The organism is Arsenophonus sp. PmNCSU2021_1 (assembly GCF_036919435.1).
Lineage (GTDB): Bacteria > Pseudomonadota > Gammaproteobacteria > Enterobacterales > Enterobacteriaceae > Arsenophonus > Arsenophonus nilaparvatae.
The window spans coordinates 1-20485 of record NZ_JAZHPL010000006.1 but is presented as its reverse complement, the minus strand read 5'-3'; the positions used below and the strand labels follow the sequence as shown (position 1 = coordinate 20485).

Genomic DNA, 20485 nt, shown 5'->3' with positions numbered 1-20485 from the left:
TTAAACCGGGTTTTAACGGTCATTAACGGAGAGTCAGTGGATGTATGCCAGTGAGCAGGATTTACGCGCCCGCTATAGCGCCCCGTTGATAGAAAAACTGGTCGACGGGCGCGGCGATGAGGCGGCAGCCCGGCAGAAAGTGGACCAGGCGCTCAGCGATGCCAGCGCCCTGATGGACAGCTTTATCGCGGCCCGTTACGCCCTGCCGCTCTCGGTGGTGCCGTCGGTGCTGAAACAGCATGCCTGTACGATGGCGTTTTACTACCTGAATGACGAGCGGGCCACTGAGCAAACCCGCCAGCGTTACCAGGATGCGCTGCGCTGGCTGGAGGCGGTGAAAAACGGCGAGCTGCCGCTCGGGGTGGATAGCGATAACCAGGCCCCCGACAGTGCCGATTTGCCGCAGATGCAGGCCGACGCGTCGGTACTCGGGCGCCAGCAGAAAGGGTTTATCTGATGATTGTCTCCACCGAAAACGCCTTGCTGGCGCGGCTACATGATGTGTTTGGCAAGACGTTGCGCGAGATCACCACCCATCCCGGCGACTGGAGCGAGGCGGGGCTGCGTGATGTGCTACTTACACCGCCCTCGGTATATCTGGTGTGGCTGGGAGCGCAGGCGGGTCAAGTGAAAGGGGTGATTGACAGTCGCTTTGTTTTTTACGTGGTGGCCGAGGTTATCAACGGTGCCGAGGGAGACCGCCCCGGCCTCTACCAGATAGTGGCGCGCCTGATAGCGGGCTTATCGGGTTTTTGTCCCGCAAACGCTGGGCCGATGCGCTTTGAAGAGGGGCGCAACCTGTACACGGAGGAACAGGGGAATTGCGGCGTGGTGCTGTATGGCATCTACTTTACCTGTGAGGAGCCGGTGCCAGCGTTGATGCAGGACGATGGCGTGGATGCGTACCTGCGCCATTATCAGACCTTTACCCAGGCGGACGACAGTCTGCCGTTCGCCGCCCATATTACCCTGCGCAGGGGACACACTGACGATGAATGACACCGATAACGCTTTGATGCGCTTCCCTAACCCGCATGACTTACCGATGATTTTTGTGGTGCCGGCCCCGGAGCGTACGGTGCGTGAACCGAATTCCCTGCGGATGTTACCGGATACGGGGGCCTGCGTGCCGCGCAATGCTTTCTGGCTACGCCGGCTGCGTTTCAAGGATGTGCTGGAAATCCCGCCCCCATCCAAACCGGCGGCCACCCGGCAAAAGTCAGCCCCTGCCGCCTTGAGTAAACAGGAGTCGCCTTCATGACCATAAGCTTTAATGAAATCAGCGCCGGGGTTCGCCTACCGCTGACGCATATTGAGATTGATAATTCGCAGGCCGTCACCGGTAACCCGACCACGCTGACCCAGGTGCTGATGTTGGGTCAGGCCGCCATCAAGGACGGCAAGGTCGACGGCAGCGGCGCAGTAGACACGCCGGTCCGCATCACCCGCGCCGATCATGCCGCGACACTCTGGGGCCAGGGATCGATGCTGGCGGCGATGGTGAGGGAATTTTTAACCGATAACCCGGATGCGGTGTTAACCGTGATGGCGCAGGGTAACGGGGCGGGCAAGGCCGATGCCGGCAGCCTGACCTTATCGGGCACAGCACAACAGGCCGGGGTACTGAATGTCTATCTCGGGGGCGTGCGGGTGCGCGTGACGGTGGAGAAAGGCCAGCAGGGTAAGGCGGTCGGCGATGCGCTGGCCCTGGCGATTAATGCCCTGCCGTCGCTGCCGGTGACCGCTGTGTCTGCCGCGCCGGGGGGTGAAAATGTCACTGCCGATCAAACGGTGGTGACCCTGACGGCACGGTTTATTTCCGACTATTCGGCGCAGGATATCCGCCTGAATTATTACGATGGCGAGATAACGCCGCCCGGGCTGGCAGTGACACTTGCCGCGCCCGCTGCACGGGCGACGAACCCTGATTTGGCCAACAGTATTGCCGCGCTGGGGGATACCCAGTATCACCATATTGTCATGCCCTGGCTCGATGCGGCCAATCTGAAATTATTGAGTGAAGCGCTGCGCGATCGCTGGGGACCGACCAAAATGTCTGACGGCATCGCCTGGGCGGCCCATACCGGCAGTCTGGGGGAAATCACCCAGTTCGGTAAGACGCGCAATGATTTTCTGCTGACCTGTAGCGGCATTCAGCGCGCCCCCGAGCCGGCCTATCTGTGGGCGGCCACCCTGTGTGCCATTGGCGCAAAACATTTAAGTCTTGATCCGGCGCGCCCGCTGCAAAGCCTGCGCCTGCCGCGACGGCTGGCGCCGGCATTGTCTGACCGGCTGCGCCCCAATGAGCGTAACCAGCTGCTGTATGACGGCATCGCTACCGTGACCGTGGGGGCCGACGATGGGGTGCAGATTGAGCGGCAGATAACCACCTATCGTACCAACGCCTATGGCGATCCCGATCCGTCTTACCTCGATGTGAATACCGTGGCGACGCTGTCTTATCTGCGCTATTCCACCCGGGTACGCATCACCCAGCGCTTTCCGCGCCATAAGCTGGCCGATGACGGTACGCCGGTGGCACCGGGGCAGGCGATGGTGACGCCGGCCATTATCCGCACCCAGTTACTGGCGCTGGCGATAGAGTGGCTGGAGGCGGGGCTGATTGAGAACTTCGAGCGCTTCCGCGACAGCCTGATTGTCGAGCGCAACAACAATGACCGTAACCGGGTAGACGTGCAGTGCACGCCGGATATTGTTAATCAATTTCGCATTTTCGCGGAACAAATTCAGTTCATTTTGTAAGGGGGTACGATGGCATTTGGCAAATACCAATACCAGGGCAAGGCCATTGTCCGGGTTAACGGGCAGGAATACCCGACCCTGACGGGGGCCACCTTTACCCCGTCCGGGGAAAAACGCGAGGAAGTGACCGGCGCACGGGTTTATGGCTATAAGTCGACGCCCCGTGCCGCCACGCTGGAATGCAAATTCAGGGCGCGGGGTGATCTGAGTGTGGACGTCATCAACGGCTGGCACGATGTCACGCTGGAGTTTGCCGCCGATTCCGGCGAAACGCACATGATGACCAACGCCTGGAGCAACGGGGAAGAATCCCTGACGGACGCGGGCGAAATCTCCGCCAAATTTACCGCCATTCGCAGCCAGCGCGTGGCGTAAGGAGCAAGCATGACCCACAGCATGGAAACCCTGGCGGCGGCCCACGAGGTTGACGGGGTGTCGCCGAATATCGCCAGTGTCGCCGACGAACTGGCGCGCGGGCAACTGACCCTGGTTGACGGTCTGGTTACCGGCAGCGGTGATGATGAACAGCGCCATACGGACGTCACCCTGCGGCCATTAACCGGCAAGGACATTATTGATGCCGAATTGGCCGCCGAGCGGGTGGTGCAGACGGCTAACGGCTCAGAGTTAGTGCGTTCGCCGGCGATGGTCGAATTTGAACTGCTGCGCCGCCAGGTTGCCCGGCTGGGCAACCTCAACGGCCCGTTGTCGCTGCTGCAACTGAAAAGCCTGTCGGCGCGCGATATTGAACGCCTTATCATCGCCCAGCGTCTGGGCGGCAGCGCGCTGGCCGGCCAGCTGGCGGCTGATGCGGGGCGACTGGATGCAGTGTCGGGAAAAAATTGAGGAAGCGGCGCTGATGCTCGCCACATCCACCAAGTCGGGTATGGACTGGGCGCTTTCCCTGCCGTTAATCCGGCTTTACCGGCACTGCCAGCAAGCCACCCACTTATTACAGCGTGAGTAAACGATGGCCGGAAAGCAGATAAAAGCGTCAGTGATTGTTGACCTGCTGGGCAACCTGCCCCGGCAGGCGCGGCTGTTCGGTCAAAGTCTGGTCGGCATGGGGCGGCAGGGCGGCGCCTCCCTGCACGGTCTCGGTCTTCGGGCGAATAGCCTGGGAAGTCAGCTTGACCGGCTGGGCCACCAGGGACAGCGCACCTTTAGCGGTCTGCGCCTGGGGCTGGCGTCGGTGTCATCCGGTTTTGACCATCTGGAGACGCGCGCCAAGGCGGCGTAGCACGCCTTTACGGGCTGCTGGCCGGGGGCGCGGCACTGGTTGGCCTGAAAAAAGCCTTTATCGACCCGGCGGCGGCAATGGAAAACTACACCATTCGCCTGAACGCGCAGAATAACAAGAACAAGGGACAGACCGACGACGATATTCAGTGGGCGACGAAAAACGCCAAAGACACCACCTGGGGCTTGCAGGGCGTCATTCAGGAGTACACGACCAGCCGTGAATTTGGCATGAACCGAGAGCAGGCGAGGCTTTTTGTCGCCATGCTGGAAGACCAGGGCGCGCGGCACGGCTGGACGCTGCCGGAAGCGCAAGGTGCCTCCCTTCAGCTTAAGCAGATGTTTTCCCGCAAAAGCATTCAGGCGCAGGACGCGAACCTGTTAACCGGCTATGGCGTTGATGTTTACAGCATCCTTGGCCGGGCGCTGGGAAAAACACGTCCTGAAATGCAGGCTCGCGGGGAAAAAGGCTTGCTGGGGCCTGAGTCTATTCGCTTGCTGTTTCAGGCGATGCGGGCAGAGGCCAAAGGGGCGCAGAAAGACGCGATGAACTCGTGGACGGGACTCACTTCCCAGCTGGGTGATGTCTGGCAGCAGTTCGCCGTCAAGGTAATGAATCAAGGGCCGTTTAAACGGCTTAAAACCGAGTTAAAAGACTTTCTGGATGTTGCCGGCGAGGCGCAGGAAAGCGGTTTGCAGGACCAATGGGCCAACCGGCTGGCCAGCCGTTTTAACGGGGTATTCGACAGTGCCCGACGGGGCGTCACGCTGTTTAAAAATGGCCTGAGCCGGGTCAATGCTGAATTGATGGCGCTACGCCAGGCCGGTTACGGCGACACCCTCGACACTATCGGCAAATATGCCGCTAACACCGCCAAAGCCATGCTGGCGATTTACGTCGCCTCGAAACTGGCGCGTGTCGGGATGGCGATAGCCCGTCCCGCCTGGGGGCTGGCCAGTGCGCCGGTGCGTTACCCGTGGCGGGCTTATCGGTGGTGGCGTGGGCGCGGCAAAAATGCCCCGGCGGGTTTGCCTGGCCCGGCACCGTTTGCGATGGGCGGCGGACTGGGCGCGCCGGTGAGCGTGTTTGTCACCAACTGGCCGGCGGGCGGCGTCGGGGGTGGCAGTGAGACCTATGTCGATGGCAATGGACGCACCCGCCGTAAAGGCACCCGCGTGCGTCCTGGCCGGCCAGCGGCCCCGGTGCCGCGCTCCCGCCTGGGGCGGGCGGCCTCCGCCGTCTCAGGCTTCTTTGGCGGCCTGGTCAATCGTGCAGGCACCCTGCTTGGCAGCGTGCCGGGTGTGGCTCGTGCAGGCCGGTTTATGGCCTCCATTGGCCGCCGCGCCGGCGGCTGGTTGAGTCAGGTGGGCGAACGGGCCAGCGGCCTGTTCGGCGGCGCAATGCAGACACTGTCGGGCGCGACCGGCTGGCTGAGCAATAAGGCCGGCGCACTCGGTCGCGGTGCCCTGCGGTTTGGCAGTCGGCTCGGCGGCCCGTTACTCACGGCTTTGTCGGTTGCCCCTACGCTGCTCGATAAAGACGCGACAGCCGAAGATAAAGGCGGCGCACTGGGGTCGGCAACCGGGGCGACGGCGGGCGGACTCGTCGGCCCGATTGGGGCAGTGGCCGGCTCGATGCTGGGTAGCGTACTCGGCGAAAAACTCGGCGGCTGGCTGGGCGATATCTACGCCCGGTGGGACAAGCAGGACGAGCAACAGGCGATGCCGCCGGCAGTGAAAGCCCAGGCCGACATGCGTATCGCCCTGGCCCCGGGCCTGGTGCTGCAAAACAGCGCCGTCACCGACAGCAACGCCTTTGGCTTACAGCTCGATGTGTATAACGGCGACAACTACCGTATTTATTGAGGTGCGCAGATGAAAAGTACCGGTCAGGGCCGCTTTCGCGGCGTGCCTTTCTGGGTTTACAAAGAGCAGCGCAGTCGCGGCGGTCGCCGGGTGGTGCGGCGTGATTACCCGCTGCGCGAACACGGCGGGGCAGACGATTTAGGAAAAAAACTGCCTGAGCACACCTTCACCCTGTCACTGACCGGCGATGATGTGCAGGCGCAGCGGGTACGGCTGACGCAGGCGCTGAATGCGCCGGGACCGGGCGAGCTGTTGCACCCTGACTGGGGTACGCTGTCGGTGCTGGTTGAACATTTTGAAAGTCGCTACAGCGTCGATAACCAGCGTCTGGTGGAGTTTACCGTCACGGTGGTGCCGGTGGCCGATGAGACCGCCCCTGCGGTGGCGCAAGATACCGCCGGGGTGGTCAATCGCCAGGGCGACAGCACACTGGCCGCACTCTTTTCAACGCTGGCTGATGGCTGGCAGGCCTCGCTGCATGACGCGCAGGCGTTGATGGATACCGTTAGCGAGCAGGCCAACACGCTGGAAAGCGCCCTCACGGGTCTGGGGCTGCTGGCCGATATGCAGAGCTTTAGTGCCTCGTTCACCGCCCTGCGCGGCAATATCCAGGGGCTTATCAGCACCCCCGACCGCCTGGCGCTGGCCTTCAAGGGCATTTTTCAGGGCATACAGCGCCTGCCGGCTTACCCCCAACCTGAGCAGATAAAAAACCGGGCACGCGCGCCGGTCTCCCCGCAGCCCGGCGCTCTCCAGCACCAGATAGTCCAGCTGGCCGACCGGCTGGACAGCGCTTTGGTCCGTCAGGATCGCCTGCGCGATAGGCAGGGGCTGCAACCGGCCACCCGCGCCACGGTGCAACTGCTGCACAATACGCTGCGCCTGGCGGTGGTGCAGGTACAGATGTTGTCGTCCCTGCTTACCGCCAGTCTGGCGGCGGTCGGCCCAAACGCACCGGCGCAGGTGTTGTCACACACGGTCTCGCCCGCCCCGCGCCCACTCAGTGACAGCGCCAGCGTCTGGCTGGAAAGTACGCCGGATGTGGTGCGCGTCAGCCAGCAGGTCGCGCGCCGACTGGATGCGTGTGCCCTGACCAGCTCGGCGCTGGGCTATCAGAGCCTGGCCTTGCAGGTGCGGGCGTTAAGCCGCGCCTTTGTGGCGGATTTATCCCATCGCGGCGTGGCGTTACCCGGCCTGATCCAGGCCGCAGTGACAATCACCGAGCCGGCGCTGGTGACCCTGTACCGCATCACCGGCGATGCGCGTGACACGGCGCGCTTTATTCGTCGCAACCGGCTGCGTCATCCGCTGTTTGTGCCGGGGGGCGAGCGCGTGGAGGTGCTCGGTGGCTGAGGTGGCGTTGCGCATCGGCAACCGGATTTTCACCCACTGGCTTTCGGTCAGTATTACCCGCGGGCTGTCGCGTCTGGCCGGGGATTTTACCCTCGGGATCATGATGCCCGGCCAGGCGTTGCCCGACAGCCTGCGCGCCGGCGGAACGCTGGTGCTGACCCTTGACGGGCAACCGGTCATCACCGGCTACCTGGACAGCGTATCGCACAAGATGGCGGCCGACGCGGCACAGGTGACGATAAAGGGCCGGGATAAAACCGGCGATCTGGTGGACTGTTCGGCGGTCTATCCGGGCGGGCAATGGCGTCAGCGCACCCTGCAACAGATTGCGCAAGACCTGTGCAGCCCTTTTGGCATTACGGTGCGCTGGGCGGTGTCTGACCCCGAGGCCGCCAAACCCTTTACCTCCTTTACCCTTGAACCGTCTGAAAGCGTAGCGGATGTGCTGAGCCGGGCGGCGCGTTATCGGGGGGTTTTGGTGACCAGTGATGCCGATGGCGATCTGGTGTTTACCCAGGCGGCGAACACCGCCACTGACACCCTGCGTCTGGGTGAAAATCTGTTGTCCTCCGAGTACACCGAGGACTGGCGCGACCGCCACAGTCAGTATCGGGTTAAAGGCCACGGCGGCGGCGGTGGGCACGCCGGCGACGCCAACACCAACGCGCTGCCCCCAAGGGAGAAAGCGACGACCCCGCGATGGGTCGTTACCGCCCCAAAGTGATTCTGGCTGACAGCACACTGACCCCCGCCACCGCACGGGCGCGCGCCCTGCGGGAAAGTCGACGGGCATTGGCCCAGTCAGAACGCTTTACCACCGTGGTCAAGGGCTGGCGGCGCGAAAGCGGTGAACTGAGGCAGACCAACCAGCTGACCCGCGTCATTGCGCCGCGTCTGTCGATGGTCAGCCGTGACCTGTTGATTAGCCAGGTGCAGTTTGATCTCGATGCGGACCAGGGGGAACGCACAACGTAACACTGGCCCCGCGCGAGGCGTTTATTGTGCCGGCGGAGGCCGAGCGTCAGGCGGGCGGTACTGACGGCGGCGTCGACGGTCTGGTGCGGGCCTGGCTTAACAAGGGGAATAAACTCGATGAGTAATATCGCACTGCAACGGCTGCTTGCCCCGGTGATACGTGGGATCCGGCTGTTGTTTGGGCGTGGCGTTCTGACCGGGGTCAATGACAGCCTGAAAGCGCAAAACGTCCAGTTGACGGCGCTGGACGGCGAAACCTTCGATGAGGTCGAGCGCCCGCAGCAATACGGGCATATCAGCGTGCCGTTGCCGGGGGCTGAGGTGGTGTTTGCCTGCCTGGGCGGCAGTCGTGACCAGGCGACCGTGCTAGTGGTAGAAGACCGCCGTTATCGACCCACCGGACTGCCCGCCGGGGATAGCGGCCTGTATCACTATGAGGGGCATCGTCTGCGTCTGACCCGGGACGGGCGCTGCATCATCACCTGTAAAACACTGGAAGTGGTCGCCGAGCAGGAGGCGGTGTTTAACACTCCGACAGCGCGCTTTACCGGTGATGTGGAAATAGCAAAGAGCGTGAGCGTGAAACAGAACATCACGATTGAGGGCAGTGCTGAATCTAAAGGCACCTTAACCGCACCGGAAGCCGTTATCGGCGGTGTCAAACAGAGTGCTCACCGCCATCAGGAAAATGGCCGGGGCAGTCTGACCGGGGGGCCGCAATGAGCGACGCGGCGCTACGCTGGATGAATGGCGAGGGGATGCTGGTACAAGAGGGCGCGGATTTACTCGCCGACGACAGCCTGACGACCACGGTGCTGCTGTGCCTGTTTACCGACCGGCGTGCCGAGGTCTCCGACTGTTTGCCGGATGGCGGCCATGACCGGCGCGGATGGTGGGCGGACAGTTACCGCGACCGCCCGGTTGGCTCGCGGCTGTGGCTGCTGTCACGGGAAAAGGCGCTGCCTGCGGTATTGGCGCGGGCGGAAGCCTACGCCCATGAGGCGCTGCGTGGCCTGCTGGACGCCGGGATGATAAGCCAGTTGCATTGCCAGGCGAGTGCGCCGCTGCCGGGCTGGCTGCGACTGACCGTGCGCCTGACGCTCAAGGACGGCAGTGCGCGCCCGTTTACCTTTAAAGCCCGTTTGGAGGGGATGTAAATGCCGTATCAGATGCCCACGCTCGGCGAGCTTATCAGCCAGAAGCAGCAGGATGTGGCGCAACGCCTGCCGGGCGCGCTACCGGCCGAGGACAGTCTGCTGGGTGCCATGGCGATGGCGCAGGCCGGGCTGTCGGCGCTGGAGCATGAGCACCTGGGCTGGATAGCCCGGCAAATCATTCCGAGCGACGCCGACGAAAGCGAACTGCTCAAACACTGTGCGTTCTGGGGCGTGGTGCGCAAACAGGCCGCACGGGCCAGCGGCCCGGTCAGGCTGTCGCTGTATGATGCCGCCAGTGTGCCGGTCGGCACACGTTTGCAACGGGCCGACGGCGCGCTTTACCGCCTGACAGACGCCGCCGAGGGCAAGGCCGGCAGCGTAACGGTCAACGTTGAGGCCGACCAGCCGGGGCTGGCGGGTGACTGCGGTGCGGGACAGGCTCTCGGTTTTGTCACCTCGGTTGCCGGGGTGGCCCAGCAGGCGCTAACCGAAGCACCGGGTATTCGGGGCGGCGCTGACCGCGAGCGCGTGGAAGAATTGTTGTCGCGCCTGCTGTATCGGGTGCAGTTTCCGCCGGGCGGCGGCACGCGCTGGGATTACGAACGCTGGGCGCGCGAGGTGCCGGGCGTCACGCGTAGCTGGTGTCTGCCCACCTGGAACGGGGCGGGCACGGTGGGCGTGACCTTCGTGATGGACCATCACCCGGATATCTTCCCCGGCCCGACCGATATTGCGCGGGTGACCGACTATCTCGCGCGCCACCGGGACCCGGCCACCGGCGAGTGGGTCGGCCAACCGGAGGGGCCGACGGTGACGGTGTTTGCGCCAGGGGGCAAAAAAGGTCGATATCACGCTGCGTATCGCCCCCAATACCCCGGATAACCAGGCCCGTATCCGCGAGGTGCTCAGGCAACTGTTTTACACCGCGGCCAAACCAGGCGAAACCCTGTTGCCTTCGGCATTCTGGCGTGTGTTGTCCGGGATAAGCGGGCTGGAGGATTACGCCCTGAAAAGCCCGCTGACGCCGGTCAGTAGCGGCAAAACTGAGCTATTGGTGATGGGGGAGATGACATGGCTTTAAAGGCACACCAACGGGCACTGCTGCCTAATGGCCTGGCCCGCAGCACAGCGCGCGTCACCGAACGCGCCGAGCAATTGTTGGCCGAGCGTTTTCCGCTGACCGCCACACTGTTGCTGGCTGACTGGGAGCGTTTTTTAGGGCTACCGGACTGTGATATCGGCGACGATGCCGGTATCGATGAGCGCCAGCGCTATGCGGCCAACAAACTGCGGATGAAACCGAGCCTCAACCGGTAGTTTTAGACCTGGCGCGGTCTTATGGCTTTACGGTGAACATGAGCACCTTGCCGGATAATCAGTGGGTCACGATGGTGACGATTGAGACCCACGTGGACTATCGCCCGATGCATGTGCTTGACCCGATCACCACGCCGCTGCGTATTTATTACGCCGGGATACTCGAATGCCTGTTAAACCGCTATAAGCCGGCGCATCAGGACTTTCGCTATGTGTATGCTGACAAAAAGGAGAAAGGCTAATGTATTTTTTAGATAACAACAGCGGCATTGCCACCATGCCGCCGCTGAAAGAAACCCAGAGCACCACGCCGTTATGGTTTACCGAGGGCGACGGCCACAAGGGCATCAGCTGGCCGGGGGAAGACTGGTTCAATATCCAGCAAGCTGAACAACTGGCCTTGCTGGACGCCGCGGGCATCCGCCCGGATAAGGGCAAGCTAAACCAGCTGACGCTGGCTATCCGGGCGATTATCGGTCAGGAAGCGCTGCTGAAAACCCAGGCATTGGCGGAGATTGCGGCAGCGGGTAAGACGGCGCAGGAAAAGGCGCGCACGCATCTGGGCCTCGGCAAACTGGCGACCCAGGACGGTATTCAGGAAGCCACGGTGCACCGCAAAGGGATTGTGCAGTTAAACAGTTCCCCTCGCAGCGCGGACGACACTACCGCCGCGACACCCAAGGCGGTCAATGACCGGGTGAATGCGGTTGTTGATAAAGCGCCGTCCGATTTAGATACGCTGAATAAGCTGGCGAAGGCCATCAGCAATAACCCCAAATTTGCTGAAAACGTCATGCAACTGTTGAGTCAAAAACTGGCAAAAAATGAAAATGGCGCTGACATCCCAGACAAGAATCTTTTTCTGAAAAACCTTGGTTTATTGGAAACGGTAGATTGTGCAAAAAATGCGCTGGACAAACGTACTGGCGGAACTGTCAACGGAGGTGTCACATTAGGGCAAAATTTAACCATTTCATGGGGCGGCAGAACGGCCACTTATCATGAAAACGGTGATGTAACTGGCCCTATTTGGGGCGGGGCGTTAAGCAGCTGGCTTAATATGCAGATTAACAATCGAGGAGCAAAAAATACCGCTCACCTTGCTACTAACGGATGGTGGAAATGTGGTGATACCGGCTTTATCAGGCAATGGGGCGTTACACCACCCCTCAATGCTGGACAGATTTATACGGTATCTTTACCTTGTCCCGTCCCTCATGCCATCTTCTCGGCAAACGCGACGGTAAAATACAAAGGTATTGCTCACGAGGGCAATTTAGGCACTTATGTCGAAATAGTCGGAAAATCGTTAATTATCAGTGCAGATTACACCAGAACAGGGATTAAAGCGCCGAGAACATGGGAGCTGGTTTGTTACTAACTCCAGATTATCACACTACTTTTTTGGTGCTTCCGGCCACGCAATATCCGGCGCTTTGCTTATATCCACCCGGTTAAGTAGCACCCGGTAGGTTTTCCACGCGACAAGCTGCGCCCTTTCTGCCTCCGTTGCCATATCGAGATCTAATGCATCCTGTAGTGGAGCAATAGCGGCGGAGGCTTTTTGCATCAACGTGGCTTTTTTCCTCTCCGCCTCATCCATGCGCTGTTGAGGTGTGGACGGAGGAATATCTACCCACACAGGCAGACCCGCTTCGCCCACGGCGCGCTCCTTGCTGTCCGGCGGCGGGTTGCCCGCAAATTCCAGCCAGACATCATCACTCACTTCAATCGCATCCTCCGGGAAACTTCCTGCGTCAATATACGACTGTTTCAATTCCGCCGGGCAGAATGTGTTTTCCTTCGCGCTGTAGTAATACATTTTATCCTCTCTCAAAAACCAATCGCCAGAACCACAGTTTCTGGACCGCCATCCACTGTCACCCTGATGGTCGCGTTATCGACCAGATGGGCTGAATTGGACGCGCGATCTTCATCATAGGGTATCGCAGCGCCGGCGTAGCCGATACAGAACAGTCCCGCTTTGGGAAACCTTATTGGCAACGGGAAATCATAGGTTCCAACCTGGCCTTTTCCGTATATCCCCCACTGAAGAATCAATCCTGTGTCCCCGCATTTCCACCATCCATTGACCTCTAGCTTCACGGTATTCGGTTGACCGTAGGCCCCTTTGGGCTGGAAGGTATTTTTCAGGTAAACATCCAGCCACTGATTTCCCCATTTGCTGCCGACAACATTGCCGTCAGCGGCCATTCTTGCCGCTCCTGCATACACGGAAGAAGGGGCACGAAAACCGCCATCTTTATGGAAAACGTACTCACCACCACCGTCAATGCCGTTATTGATGTGTATTCCATCACCGCCCTTATCTTTCCAGATATAGGCGCGCACTTTGCCATCAGCATTCGCGAGAATAAAATGCTTGCGGTTATCGCCCTTCAGTCCGATTTTACCACCCTGTGAAATAATGTCGCCATTGACGGTGCCGCCAGTACGTTTGTCCAGCGCATTTTTTGCACAATCTACCGTTTCCAATAAACCAAGGTTTTCTAGAAAAAGATTCTTGTCTGGGATGTCGGCCCCATTCTCATTTTTTGCCAACTTTTGGCTCAGAAGTTGGGTCACGCTTTCGGCAAATTTCGGGTTATTACTGATGGCCTGGGCCAGCTTGTTCAACGTATCTAAATCGGAAGGCGCATGGTCGACCACCGCATTCAGCCTGTCATTGACAATTTTTACCGCTTTGGGGGTTGCGGCTTCCGTTTCACTGCTGCTCTGATTGGCATTGCTGAGCTTGACAAAACCTTTTTCACTTACGCTCGCATCCGGGTGGTTTCGGGAGCGTGTATGCGCCCTTAACGCCGCTTCCGCCGCTTTTAATTGCTGCTTTAACCAGGCGGTGCGATTCGCCAGTTCACGCGCGGGCCGGTTGGTAATACCGTCTGGCCCACCCAATACCGGGTCGGAGGTCTCTATCTGGTAGATACCGTCCGCCCATTCGGCCTGTTCTTTTAAATAGCTCATGTCTTTTTTCTCCATCGTGCTTATTCCATCATGGGTGGATTGTTGGTCACAGTGTAGTCTTTTTTCGTGTATGGATTAACTGTTTTTGCATACTTTTAACTGCTGCCATGATTATAGCGCCCATGGTAGGTCGTCTGAGCGTTATAGCGCAGCGGCACTGCCGTATAATCCAGCGCCACCAGTTCGCTCCGCGCCGGCGCAAAGGCCGCCAGCGTCTCGCGCAATTTTGCTGCCTGGTCATTGGTGATCAGCTGGTTAAGAATGACCCGGTACAGTGCCCAGTGAGTCTCGCCATCGGGATACGCGGTGGCCTGTTCAGGTTTAAGGGCTGCTCCCCCTTCGGTTATCGTCACCTCCCCAAATCCCAGCGCCCGTATCATGGCACGAATCGACCAGGGGGTGCCCTTATAGCGATGCAGCGTGATGGCCGATTTCAGCATCGCCCGGCGCGCATCATCCGATTCTGCCAGAGACCAGCCATTGACCCCGGTTAACGCCAGCTGCTCTGCCAGCCAGGGCAAGGCCGACGCCTCGGTCATATCCAGCAGATAAACCAGCAGCGGCGTCAGGTCAATCTGCTGCAACCGCGCGGCCTGTGCCGCCAGCGCCTGAAAATGGCTCTCTGCCGCCAGCAGCGGCGGTAACAGGCTGTTATCGGTCATCGCCGCTCTCCGTGCCCAGGGTCAACTGAATGTCGCTACAATGCGCCCATTGCTGCGCGGCCAGTACCGTCGGCTCAAGGGTAGTGAAACTCGTGAGCTGCACCCGGTAAACGCCGGGGACCGAGAGTGCCGCGATAATCTGGCTGGGCACAATATCCCGACCCAGCTGTTTAGCCTGGCTTGCCGCATACTGCTCAGCGGCCTGCCGCGCCTGTTTCAGTACCGGCTCGCCCGGCTGGCTGGCATAACAGGTCAGTTGCGCACTAATCGTATAGTCAACCTTTTCAGGGGTCAGCACCTGCACTGTATCATTCAGCGGGCGCACCCGCTCTTCCGAGCACAGGGCCGTCACCAGGCTGAGCACCGTCTTGTCCGGCAGCCCGCTGGTCAGCAGCGGATATAGATTGACCGTGCCGGGTTTCGGGCGGGTCACCGCCACATCACAAATCCCCGGATGGGCACTCATGGCATGAAAACGGTACGCTTCACGGGAACCGGCGGTACTGAAGGACGCCGGAGCCAGACGGATACGGTTGCGTAGATGCTCATCATCCTCCGCGTCTGAGCCGCCTTCGCTTGGCGTGGTATTGGTGACCTGAATATCCCCGTCATCGATGGCCTCCATCAGGGTGCTGATTTGCGCCGGTTGCCAACCGTTACCCTTTGTTCCCGCCTCGCTGCAGGTCGCACTCACCGTCACCGTGGATGCCGTCGGCGTCAGCCTGACTTCGCTGTCGGTGGTAAATAGCAGGCTGTCCGTGGCGCTGAGCCGTGTGCCGGCTGGTATCGGTATCGTCACCGAGGGCGGGGCCGCCAGTGAAAATTCCACCGTGGTGCGTGCCCGTTGAGCCGGTAGACGGTAAACGCCGACCAGCTCGGCCAGATAATCCAGCATTGGCGCACGGGCAAAGGCCACCAGGTTTTGTTCGGCGGCGGATTGAATGGCACTGCGCACCAGGGTTTCCCGGTAGGCGAACAGGTCAATCAATAGCCGCTCAGCCTGCGCCGGCCACAGGGTCTTGCCGCTGGCCGCTTCATAGTCCGTGATCATCTCGCGGGTAATGGTCTGCGCATCCGCTGCAATAAAAACCGGCTTCTCGAGGGTTAACGCCATGCCACCTCCGTTTGTGCGTTGACCTGACTGCCCGGCAGTCGCCAGCGCAGCAGGAGATTCACCCGCTCACCCTGCGCATTAAGCCGCACCTGATGTAATTCGCATCGGGGCTCCCAGCGCCTGATGGCCTCCACCGTTTCCCGTACCACATGCGGCAAGGCCCGCTCAACCGGCATATCCAGATAGCGATGCAGGTCACTGCCAAAATCCGGTCGATGCGGGTCGCTGCCTTTTGGGGTGCCTAAAATCAGTCGCAGGCACTGCTGAATATCTTCGACGCCACTGACCCGCTCACCCGATGCATGCAGCGCGGGTTGCCAGTCTGCGGCGCTGAGGACGGTCATTGTGTTCATCAAACGCGTTCCTCCCTCACTTATAACGGCTTGCCGGTGGGTTTACCGTCATGCCCGTTGCTATGTTGATGCTCTTGCAGCGACACCCGACCTGCCTGGATATCGCCGCTGGCCTGGAGCGTGCCGTCAATGATGGCTGTCGCGCCACTGCCGCCCGAACCGCTCATGCCGCCCTGGTACGTCAGTTGCTTTTGCACCGTCAGGTTGCCCGTCGCGACCGTATCGGGTGCATCCAAAAACAGGGTTTTACTTGCCTTCACCGTCGCATTTTGCGTTTGAATCAGCACCGTGGTCTGGGTGGTCAGCGTCAGGGCCTGTATCTCGCCCCCGATAGCCATCGCGTGGTTTTTGCGGTCATACTCGACAAAAGTCCCGTCGGCAAAATCCACCCGACGTTTATCGCGGTTTGCCACCGTGGGGGGGTCTACCTCGGAATACACCGCCCCTAACACCACGCCGTCATCACCGTCAGCATCCAGCAGCAGACTCACCTGTTCACCTAAATCCGGTAGCCCGTAATCCTTGTTATCCTGGGTGTTGCGTTGCAATACCGGCAACCAGGCGGTGCGCAGGTTATCACAGGTCGGCAGCCGTACCCGTACCCGGACGTTTTGCTCATCAATCTGGCTGATGGTACCGAACATCAATTGCAGTGCTTTCATGGTGGCTTTTCTCCGATTGTCATCTCTTTTTCACTCAGCGGCCCCACGCTGCCATCGGCTTTCACCCCCATCACCGGTGGGGTCGCCGACTGATCCGCGCGAATCGTTTTCCTGTTCATGCGCGCCATCGGCCCCTGGCCCAAGGTGAGTTCACAGGTGTACCCGCTTTGGCGCGACAGGGCATGGCGGACTTCGGTGATAAGCCACACCCCGGACAGGCGACCAAAATCGGCCAGGCGCACGGTTAACCCGGCTTGATACGCCGTATTGCCCGCCAGCGCTACCGTCGCCACCCGTTGATATTCATTATGCCGGTTCAGCCCCGCACACACCTTGGCAGTCGCTTCTTCCCGGCTCCGTGCCCGGCTGTGCAGTCTTAAGGTATCGGCGCTGGTTGAACGTCCCTGTTTTTGAGGCGCCGTTTCTCGCGCCACGTCGCCTATCGTGCCATCGGCCTTGATACCGACCGTGACCAGTTGTTTGCGCTGGCTGTCCTGGTATTTCACCTTGCCCTGCTGGTAGATACGGTTAAGCGTATCGCGCAGGCTGTAATGACTGACGGCTTGCGGGGTAATGACGTTAACTGGCGAGGCTTCTCGCAATCTGATGCGCTCAGAAAAAATCAGCCTGCTCGGCGTGACTTTAACGATATAGCCGTACTCCTCCGCCAGCCGGCGCAAAAAAGCCAGGTCGGTTTCATGTTGCTGCGTGACCCTGTCAAGGGGCAGCGGCGCAATCAGCCCTTCCAGTGTCAGGTGGTGTTTTTGGGCAATCCGCCGGGCGATGGCCGCCAGGCTGGTCTGCTCAAACGCCCGGTAGCTCCGGGTTCGCAGCGCGGTGGTCACCGAAGCGGATAACCCACGCAGCGACACCGTATCCGGCGGGCCACTAAGCTCTATTTCATCAATCGAAAAGGTGCCACAGGGACGTAATGGCGCGCCGACCCTGCCGAGCGCCAATGAGAGCGTGTCGCCTTTACCCGGATACCAGGCCCCACGCCAGCGCCCGGCGCTGTCTTCCAGTTCGACCGTCAGCTCATCAGACTGGCCACTGAGCTGATCGGTAAAGCGGATCCCGAGCACGTCCGGGGTGATATCGTGCGTGATGTCCTTTTGGCCATAATGCAGGGTCCAGGTCGGGGCCGGTACCGCCTGCTGTCGTTGTGTCATTAACGCAACCATGGCGGTGTCTCCTCAACGCTGTCCTGTGCGTTAATCAACGGGATAGCCAGGGTGATGCCGGCAGGCAACACCGGTGTAATGGGGATATCAGGATTGGCGGCAATGATCCGCACATAGCCCAATGCGTCACCGTAATAGTAGGCGGCCAGCGTATCCCAGCGCTCGCCCTCACGGGTAATATGCTGCCAGACACCTGGCTTATGTTCTTCTTCCTGTTGGCTTGCAAACATCGTCCTGTTCTCCTTTAGCGGCGCGTCACCAGATGGCTCGTCAGACGGCTCAGCAGCGGGGTGACGTCGTTCCAGGTACTGAGGGCACCGCCCACCTGACCGGCCACCGTATCCAGTGCACCGGGCAGTGCCTGGCCGGTACCGGGGGTCAGAGCACTGAGCGTGTTTTTCGCCTGGCTGGCCGTGGTCGCCACCTTGCCCGCCGCTCGGGTCAGCTGACTGGCCGCAGGAAAATGGGCTTCCAGGCCGGCCAACAACGGCTGCGCCTGTATCAACGGGGTGGCCACCTCACCTAAGCTAGTAATGACCCCAGGGAGGCGCGTTAACGCCGCGACCGGATCCGTTTTCATCTGGCGCACCACCCGGATCGCCTGTGAGGCCGTGGCCAGTGCCGACTGCGCCTGACGGGCCAGACCCACCGCCCGCGATAGCGGTGTACCGGTGGCTATTGCCCGGGTTAGCCCGGCGGCTTTTCTGTTCAGTGTCGTGGCCATCGCCGGCGGCTTAAGTGGTTGGCGCAGATCGCCGGTAAATTCACGCAGACTGATATCGACCTCCAGGCATTGGGCGATACCGTCGGCATGCGCCAACACCGTACGACCGGTAAGCGTGGTGATCACAAAATGCCCCAGGTACTCGCCATTGCCGAGCACAAACGCCAGTGCCTGGTGGGCACGACAGGCGGCCTGTAGCCGTTGCCATTGCGCGGTCGGTTGACAGTACTGCTGATGAAACCGCACGCTTAAACTGTATTCATCGCACTTGTCGCCGACCCACTGCAGACCCGGTTTACGGCCAATGCGCGCCTGCTCGGCAAACTCACCGCCAAGGATGGCTTCCAGCGCGGTAAAGCCGGTCTGTAACTGCACTTCAATCTCACCGAGTATCGCCAGCATCAGTGAAAGGCCCGCCGTTGTTGTTGGTGCATCAGCTGCGCCAGGCGTTTTTCCAGCTCACGCACACTGATAGCCAATGCATCACGCAACGCCGCCGGGGTCGTCTGCGACTGACCGTTCATCACAATCTGCGGCGCAAAGGTGATCTGCATGCCTGAAAAAGCCTTCCCCTGACCGGCAGGGGAGATCGGGGTATCAGGCCAGTGGGGCACACGCGGGGACGGCGGTTGCATCAGCGGCATCAGGCCGCCGACGGCGCGTTCTAACGCGGGCGTGGTGCGGGTAATGCCCAGCACCGCCCCCTGCACAATATTGTCCCCCAATCCGGCGAAAACACGAGAAGGGCTGTGGATCCCCAGCGTTTCCTTAAACCAGCCCGACACACTGTCACCAAAATGGACAATCGTCTCTTTGGCGGCGGTTAAACGACTCTTGATCCCGTTGACCAGACCCTCAATCAGCTGGCGACCCGCATCGGTAAAATGGGCGGGCAGTTCAACATGGAAATAGCTCATCACCCCGGCAAAGGCTTTATAGAACAGACCCACTGGCGACCAGTTAAGGATAAGTGCCCCAACGCCCGCAATACCGCCGGAAAACGCCTGTTTCACCTCGGCCCAACGGGCCTGAAAGAAAGCGCTTATCGGCGTCCAGTAGCGGACAATCAGGTAAGCGCCGGCGGCAATCGCGGTGATAGTCAGGCCGATAGGGGTAAACATCAGTGCCCGCCCCAGCCACAGCAGTGCGTGTCCGGCGAGGCGCAGGCCCGTCACCAGTCCGCCGGCCAACACCTTACCTAATCGTCCCGCACTGCCCGCGAAGCGGCTTAAGCGCCCACCCATGCCAAAGGCGGTGCTGAGTAATAACCAACCGGTACGCAGCCGGGTAAACCCGCCCCACAGCAGGCGTATCGGCGAACCCAGCAGATTGAACGCCAACCTTGTGGCCAACAATCCCCCCTTAAACAACAGGAGCGCGCCCACCGTTTTAGCCATACCACTGACCAGCTGGGGGTGGGTTTTGACCCAGGCATTGGCGGCGTTCACATAAGGGAGTACCGTGGCGGCTAAATTCTCTACCGCTGGTTTTAGTGCATCACCGAGACTCAGCGACAAATCCTGACTGGCAATGCCTAACTTTTTCATCTGTTCAATGGGGGATTCAAGCCGTTTTTTATAGTCACTGCCTAATACATCCTTGTCCGCGGCCGCCAGGGCCTGGGCGCGGATTTGCCGGTACTTGTCCATATTGGCCAGCATCGGACGCACAAAGGCCATCACCTGCATATCGGCAAACAGTTCACCTAAGCCAAAGTTCTGCTGCAGGGCCAGTAACGCTTTATCGCGGGCGGTATCGTCCTGCAGCGCCATCGCTGATTTAAATTGCGCCAGCGCCTCGGGACTCTTTTGCGCCAGATAGGTTTGCAGGGTATTCATCATCCCTTCAATCGGCGAAATCCCGTGCGCTTTTTGCTGCATGAGTGATTTTTCAATATCGATACCGACATCACCAAAACGTTTTTTAGTTTCAGGGGCGTACAGTTTTTCCAGAAAGTTATTGAAATTGTTCGCCGCTTTATCGGTGCTACCGGCACCCATTTTGGCTACCTGCAAGGCAGCGACCATCTCGGCCACCGCCGCTTTACCCTGGGCTATGTTGGCCATTTGTGGTGCCAGCTCCGGCAACCACTTCACCTGGTCAGCGATTTCAAATGACCCAGCCTTACCCCCTT

The 20485-nt window shown here is 60.3% G+C and carries 30 protein-coding genes; 19 read left to right on the top strand and 11 right to left on the bottom strand.

All coding sequences use genetic code 11. The features are described from left to right. Positions 1–40 precede the first annotated feature (40 nt). Genes V3224_RS12850 through V3224_RS12795 form a run of 12 tightly spaced genes read left to right on the top strand, consistent with a single transcriptional unit; the run spans position 41 to position 8196 of the window. Positions 41–457 (top strand): gp436 family protein, encoded by a 417-nt coding sequence (locus tag V3224_RS12850; protein ID WP_334470951.1) that lies wholly within the window; start codon positions 41–43, stop codon positions 455–457. Next, positions 457–999, top strand: coding sequence for a phage protein Gp37 (locus tag V3224_RS12845; protein WP_334470950.1), 543 nt, complete (start codon positions 457–459; stop codon positions 997–999). Before V3224_RS12850 ends, V3224_RS12845 begins: the two co-directional genes overlap by 1 nt. Continuing rightward, complete coding sequence (locus V3224_RS12840) at positions 992–1261, top strand: DUF2635 domain-containing protein (RefSeq protein WP_334470948.1); 270 nt, start codon at positions 992–994, stop codon at positions 1259–1261. The genes V3224_RS12845 and V3224_RS12840 overlap by 8 nt, the downstream gene beginning before the upstream one ends. Further along, positions 1258–2763: a phage tail sheath subtilisin-like domain-containing protein gene (locus tag V3224_RS12835; RefSeq protein ID WP_334470946.1), complete on the top strand. Its 1506-nt coding sequence runs from the start codon at positions 1258–1260 to the stop codon at positions 2761–2763. Before V3224_RS12840 ends, V3224_RS12835 begins: the two co-directional genes overlap by 4 nt. A gap of 9 nt (positions 2764–2772) precedes the next feature. Then, the gene (locus V3224_RS12830) at positions 2773–3138 is read left to right on the top strand and encodes a phage tail tube protein (RefSeq protein ID WP_334470944.1); all 366 of its coding nucleotides are present in this window, start codon (positions 2773–2775) and stop codon (positions 3136–3138) included. A gap of 9 nt (positions 3139–3147) precedes the next feature. Beyond that, a complete protein-coding gene (locus tag V3224_RS12825) occupies positions 3148–3609 on the top strand; it encodes a hypothetical protein (protein WP_334470942.1) in 462 nt (153 codons plus the stop codon). After that, positions 3587–3730 carry a hypothetical protein gene (locus V3224_RS12820; protein WP_334470940.1) on the top strand — a complete coding sequence of 48 codons (144 nt, stop codon included), beginning with the start codon at positions 3587–3589 and terminating at the stop codon, positions 3728–3730. The genes V3224_RS12825 and V3224_RS12820 overlap by 23 nt, the downstream gene beginning before the upstream one ends. Positions 3731–3733: 3 nt before the next feature. Continuing rightward, positions 3734–4003 carry a hypothetical protein gene (locus tag V3224_RS12815; protein ID WP_334470938.1) on the top strand — a complete coding sequence of 90 codons (270 nt, stop codon included), beginning with the start codon at positions 3734–3736 and terminating at the stop codon, positions 4001–4003. Positions 4004–4017: 14 nt separating this feature from the next. Beyond that, positions 4018–5868, top strand: coding sequence for a tape measure protein (locus V3224_RS12810; RefSeq protein WP_334472026.1), 1851 nt, complete (start codon positions 4018–4020; stop codon positions 5866–5868). A gap of 9 nt (positions 5869–5877) precedes the next feature. Beyond that, entirely contained in the window at positions 5878–7221 is a 1344-nt protein-coding gene (locus tag V3224_RS12805; protein ID WP_334470936.1) for a DNA circularization protein, read from the top strand. Beyond that, complete coding sequence (locus tag V3224_RS12800; protein WP_334470934.1) at positions 7214–7945, top strand: phage baseplate assembly protein; 732 nt, start codon at positions 7214–7216, stop codon at positions 7943–7945. Before V3224_RS12805 ends, V3224_RS12800 begins: the two co-directional genes overlap by 8 nt. Then, complete coding sequence (locus tag V3224_RS12795; protein ID WP_334470932.1) at positions 7921–8196, top strand: phage baseplate assembly protein; 276 nt, start codon at positions 7921–7923, stop codon at positions 8194–8196. The genes V3224_RS12800 and V3224_RS12795 overlap by 25 nt, the downstream gene beginning before the upstream one ends. Before the next feature lie 96 nt (positions 8197–8292). On the opposite strand, the gene V3224_RS12790 is transcribed toward V3224_RS12795, so the two are convergent. Next, complete coding sequence (locus tag V3224_RS12790; RefSeq protein WP_334472070.1) at positions 8293–8490, bottom strand: hypothetical protein; 198 nt, start codon at positions 8488–8490, stop codon at positions 8293–8295. Here V3224_RS12790 and V3224_RS12785 point away from each other — a divergent pair. The 7 genes from V3224_RS12785 to V3224_RS12760 all read left to right on the top strand — a co-directional run bounded on the left by V3224_RS12785 (position 8410) and on the right by V3224_RS12760 (position 12051). After that, the gene (locus tag V3224_RS12785; protein WP_334470336.1) at positions 8410–8919 is read left to right on the top strand and encodes a phage baseplate assembly protein V; all 510 of its coding nucleotides are present in this window, start codon (positions 8410–8412) and stop codon (positions 8917–8919) included. The two genes, V3224_RS12790 and V3224_RS12785, sit on opposite strands and share 81 nt — an antisense overlap. Then, positions 8916–9353 carry a phage GP46 family protein gene (locus V3224_RS12780; RefSeq protein ID WP_334470930.1) on the top strand — a complete coding sequence of 146 codons (438 nt, stop codon included), beginning with the start codon at positions 8916–8918 and terminating at the stop codon, positions 9351–9353. The genes V3224_RS12785 and V3224_RS12780 overlap by 4 nt, the downstream gene beginning before the upstream one ends. Continuing rightward, on the top strand, positions 9354–10235 hold the full coding sequence (locus tag V3224_RS12775; RefSeq protein ID WP_334470928.1) for a baseplate J/gp47 family protein: 882 nt from the start codon (positions 9354–9356) through the stop codon (positions 10233–10235). It abuts the gene before it with no gap. A gap of 67 nt (positions 10236–10302) precedes the next feature. Next, positions 10303–10434: a hypothetical protein gene (locus V3224_RS12770; protein WP_334470927.1), complete on the top strand. Its 132-nt coding sequence runs from the start codon at positions 10303–10305 to the stop codon at positions 10432–10434. Then, entirely contained in the window at positions 10425–10670 is a 246-nt protein-coding gene (locus V3224_RS29960; protein ID WP_442890334.1) for a putative phage tail protein, read from the top strand. Before V3224_RS12770 ends, V3224_RS29960 begins: the two co-directional genes overlap by 10 nt. Positions 10671–10702: 32 nt before the next feature. Next, the gene (locus V3224_RS29955; RefSeq protein ID WP_442890332.1) at positions 10703–10912 is read left to right on the top strand and encodes a hypothetical protein; all 210 of its coding nucleotides are present in this window, start codon (positions 10703–10705) and stop codon (positions 10910–10912) included. Next, positions 10912–12051, top strand: coding sequence for a phage tail protein (locus tag V3224_RS12760; protein ID WP_334470925.1), 1140 nt, complete (start codon positions 10912–10914; stop codon positions 12049–12051). The genes V3224_RS29955 and V3224_RS12760 overlap by 1 nt, the downstream gene beginning before the upstream one ends. A 15-nt stretch (positions 12052–12066) precedes the next feature. Here V3224_RS12760 and V3224_RS12755 read toward each other — a convergent pair whose 3' ends face one another. The 10 genes from V3224_RS12755 to V3224_RS12710 form a co-directional block, all read right to left on the bottom strand. After that, entirely contained in the window at positions 12067–12492 is a 426-nt protein-coding gene (locus tag V3224_RS12755) for a tail fiber assembly protein (RefSeq protein ID WP_334470923.1), read from the bottom strand. An 11-nt stretch (positions 12493–12503) separates the two neighbouring features. Further along, on the bottom strand, positions 12504–13670 hold the full coding sequence (locus V3224_RS12750; protein ID WP_334470921.1) for a tail fiber protein: 1167 nt from the start codon (positions 13668–13670) through the stop codon (positions 12504–12506). Positions 13671–13750: 80 nt separating this feature from the next. Next, the gene (locus V3224_RS12745) at positions 13751–14317 is read right to left on the bottom strand and encodes a phage tail protein I (RefSeq protein ID WP_334469172.1); all 567 of its coding nucleotides are present in this window, start codon (positions 14315–14317) and stop codon (positions 13751–13753) included. Further along, positions 14307–15431, bottom strand: coding sequence for a baseplate assembly protein (locus V3224_RS12740; RefSeq protein WP_334469174.1), 1125 nt, complete (start codon positions 15429–15431; stop codon positions 14307–14309). The genes V3224_RS12745 and V3224_RS12740 overlap by 11 nt, the downstream gene beginning before the upstream one ends. Beyond that, complete coding sequence (locus V3224_RS12735) at positions 15422–15784, bottom strand: GPW/gp25 family protein (RefSeq protein WP_334469176.1); 363 nt, start codon at positions 15782–15784, stop codon at positions 15422–15424. Before V3224_RS12735 ends, V3224_RS12740 begins: the two co-directional genes overlap by 10 nt. Before the next feature lie 20 nt (positions 15785–15804). Next, on the bottom strand, positions 15805–16446 hold the full coding sequence (locus tag V3224_RS12730) for a phage baseplate assembly protein V (RefSeq protein WP_334469539.1): 642 nt from the start codon (positions 16444–16446) through the stop codon (positions 15805–15807). Beyond that, positions 16443–17627, bottom strand: coding sequence for a phage late control D family protein (locus tag V3224_RS12725; protein WP_334469178.1), 1185 nt, complete (start codon positions 17625–17627; stop codon positions 16443–16445). The genes V3224_RS12730 and V3224_RS12725 overlap by 4 nt, the downstream gene beginning before the upstream one ends. After that, positions 17615–17857 carry a tail protein X gene (locus V3224_RS12720; RefSeq protein ID WP_334469180.1) on the bottom strand — a complete coding sequence of 81 codons (243 nt, stop codon included), beginning with the start codon at positions 17855–17857 and terminating at the stop codon, positions 17615–17617. Before V3224_RS12720 ends, V3224_RS12725 begins: the two co-directional genes overlap by 13 nt. Positions 17858–17871: 14 nt before the next feature. Further along, positions 17872–18753: a phage tail protein gene (locus V3224_RS12715; protein WP_334469182.1), complete on the bottom strand. Its 882-nt coding sequence runs from the start codon at positions 18751–18753 to the stop codon at positions 17872–17874. After that, on the bottom strand, positions 18753–20485 hold a 1733-nt coding region (locus V3224_RS12710), incomplete at its 5' end, for a phage tail tape measure protein (protein ID WP_334470920.1). The genes V3224_RS12715 and V3224_RS12710, both read right to left, overlap by 1 nt.

Excerpts from the sequence above, each read along its gene's own strand:
- V3224_RS12805 (WP_334470936.1), top strand. The coding sequence starts at position 5,878 with ATGAAAAGTACCGGTCAGGGCCGCTTTCGCGGCGTGCCTTTCTGGGTT.
- V3224_RS12850 (WP_334470951.1), top strand. The coding sequence starts at position 41 with ATGTATGCCAGTGAGCAGGATTTACGCGCCCGCTATAGCGCCCCGTTG.
- V3224_RS12845 (WP_334470950.1), top strand. The coding sequence starts at position 457 with ATGATTGTCTCCACCGAAAACGCCTTGCTGGCGCGGCTACATGATGTG.
- V3224_RS29960 (WP_442890334.1), top strand. The coding sequence starts at position 10,425 with ATGGCTTTAAAGGCACACCAACGGGCACTGCTGCCTAATGGCCTGGCC.
- V3224_RS12840 (WP_334470948.1), top strand. The coding sequence starts at position 992 with ATGAATGACACCGATAACGCTTTGATGCGCTTCCCTAACCCGCATGAC.
- V3224_RS12835 (WP_334470946.1), top strand. The coding sequence starts at position 1,258 with ATGACCATAAGCTTTAATGAAATCAGCGCCGGGGTTCGCCTACCGCTG.
- V3224_RS12780 (WP_334470930.1), top strand. The coding sequence starts at position 8,916 with ATGAGCGACGCGGCGCTACGCTGGATGAATGGCGAGGGGATGCTGGTA.
- V3224_RS12740 (WP_334469174.1), bottom strand. The coding sequence starts at position 15,431 with ATGGCGTTAACCCTCGAGAAGCCGGTTTTTATTGCAGCGGATGCGCAG.
- V3224_RS12795 (WP_334470932.1), top strand. The coding sequence starts at position 7,921 with ATGGGTCGTTACCGCCCCAAAGTGATTCTGGCTGACAGCACACTGACC.
- V3224_RS12825 (WP_334470942.1), top strand. The coding sequence starts at position 3,148 with ATGACCCACAGCATGGAAACCCTGGCGGCGGCCCACGAGGTTGACGGG.
- V3224_RS12715 (WP_334469182.1), bottom strand. The coding sequence starts at position 18,753 with ATGCTGGCGATACTCGGTGAGATTGAAGTGCAGTTACAGACCGGCTTT.
- V3224_RS12775 (WP_334470928.1), top strand. The coding sequence starts at position 9,354 with ATGCCGTATCAGATGCCCACGCTCGGCGAGCTTATCAGCCAGAAGCAG.
- V3224_RS12760 (WP_334470925.1), top strand. The coding sequence starts at position 10,912 with ATGTATTTTTTAGATAACAACAGCGGCATTGCCACCATGCCGCCGCTG.
- V3224_RS12750 (WP_334470921.1), bottom strand. The coding sequence starts at position 13,670 with ATGGAGAAAAAAGACATGAGCTATTTAAAAGAACAGGCCGAATGGGCG.
- V3224_RS12755 (WP_334470923.1), bottom strand. The coding sequence starts at position 12,492 with ATGTATTACTACAGCGCGAAGGAAAACACATTCTGCCCGGCGGAATTG.
- V3224_RS12815 (WP_334470938.1), top strand. The coding sequence starts at position 3,734 with ATGGCCGGAAAGCAGATAAAAGCGTCAGTGATTGTTGACCTGCTGGGC.
- V3224_RS12730 (WP_334469539.1), bottom strand. The coding sequence starts at position 16,446 with ATGAAAGCACTGCAATTGATGTTCGGTACCATCAGCCAGATTGATGAG.
- V3224_RS12830 (WP_334470944.1), top strand. The coding sequence starts at position 2,773 with ATGGCATTTGGCAAATACCAATACCAGGGCAAGGCCATTGTCCGGGTT.
- V3224_RS12745 (WP_334469172.1), bottom strand. The coding sequence starts at position 14,317 with ATGACCGATAACAGCCTGTTACCGCCGCTGCTGGCGGCAGAGAGCCAT.
- V3224_RS12790 (WP_334472070.1), bottom strand. The coding sequence starts at position 8,490 with ATGCCCGTATTGCTGCGGGCGCTCGACCTCATCGAAGGTTTCGCCGTC.
- V3224_RS12720 (WP_334469180.1), bottom strand. The coding sequence starts at position 17,857 with ATGTTTGCAAGCCAACAGGAAGAAGAACATAAGCCAGGTGTCTGGCAG.
- V3224_RS12725 (WP_334469178.1), bottom strand. The coding sequence starts at position 17,627 with ATGGTTGCGTTAATGACACAACGACAGCAGGCGGTACCGGCCCCGACC.
- V3224_RS12820 (WP_334470940.1), top strand. The coding sequence starts at position 3,587 with ATGCAGTGTCGGGAAAAAATTGAGGAAGCGGCGCTGATGCTCGCCACA.
- V3224_RS12735 (WP_334469176.1), bottom strand. The coding sequence starts at position 15,784 with ATGAACACAATGACCGTCCTCAGCGCCGCAGACTGGCAACCCGCGCTG.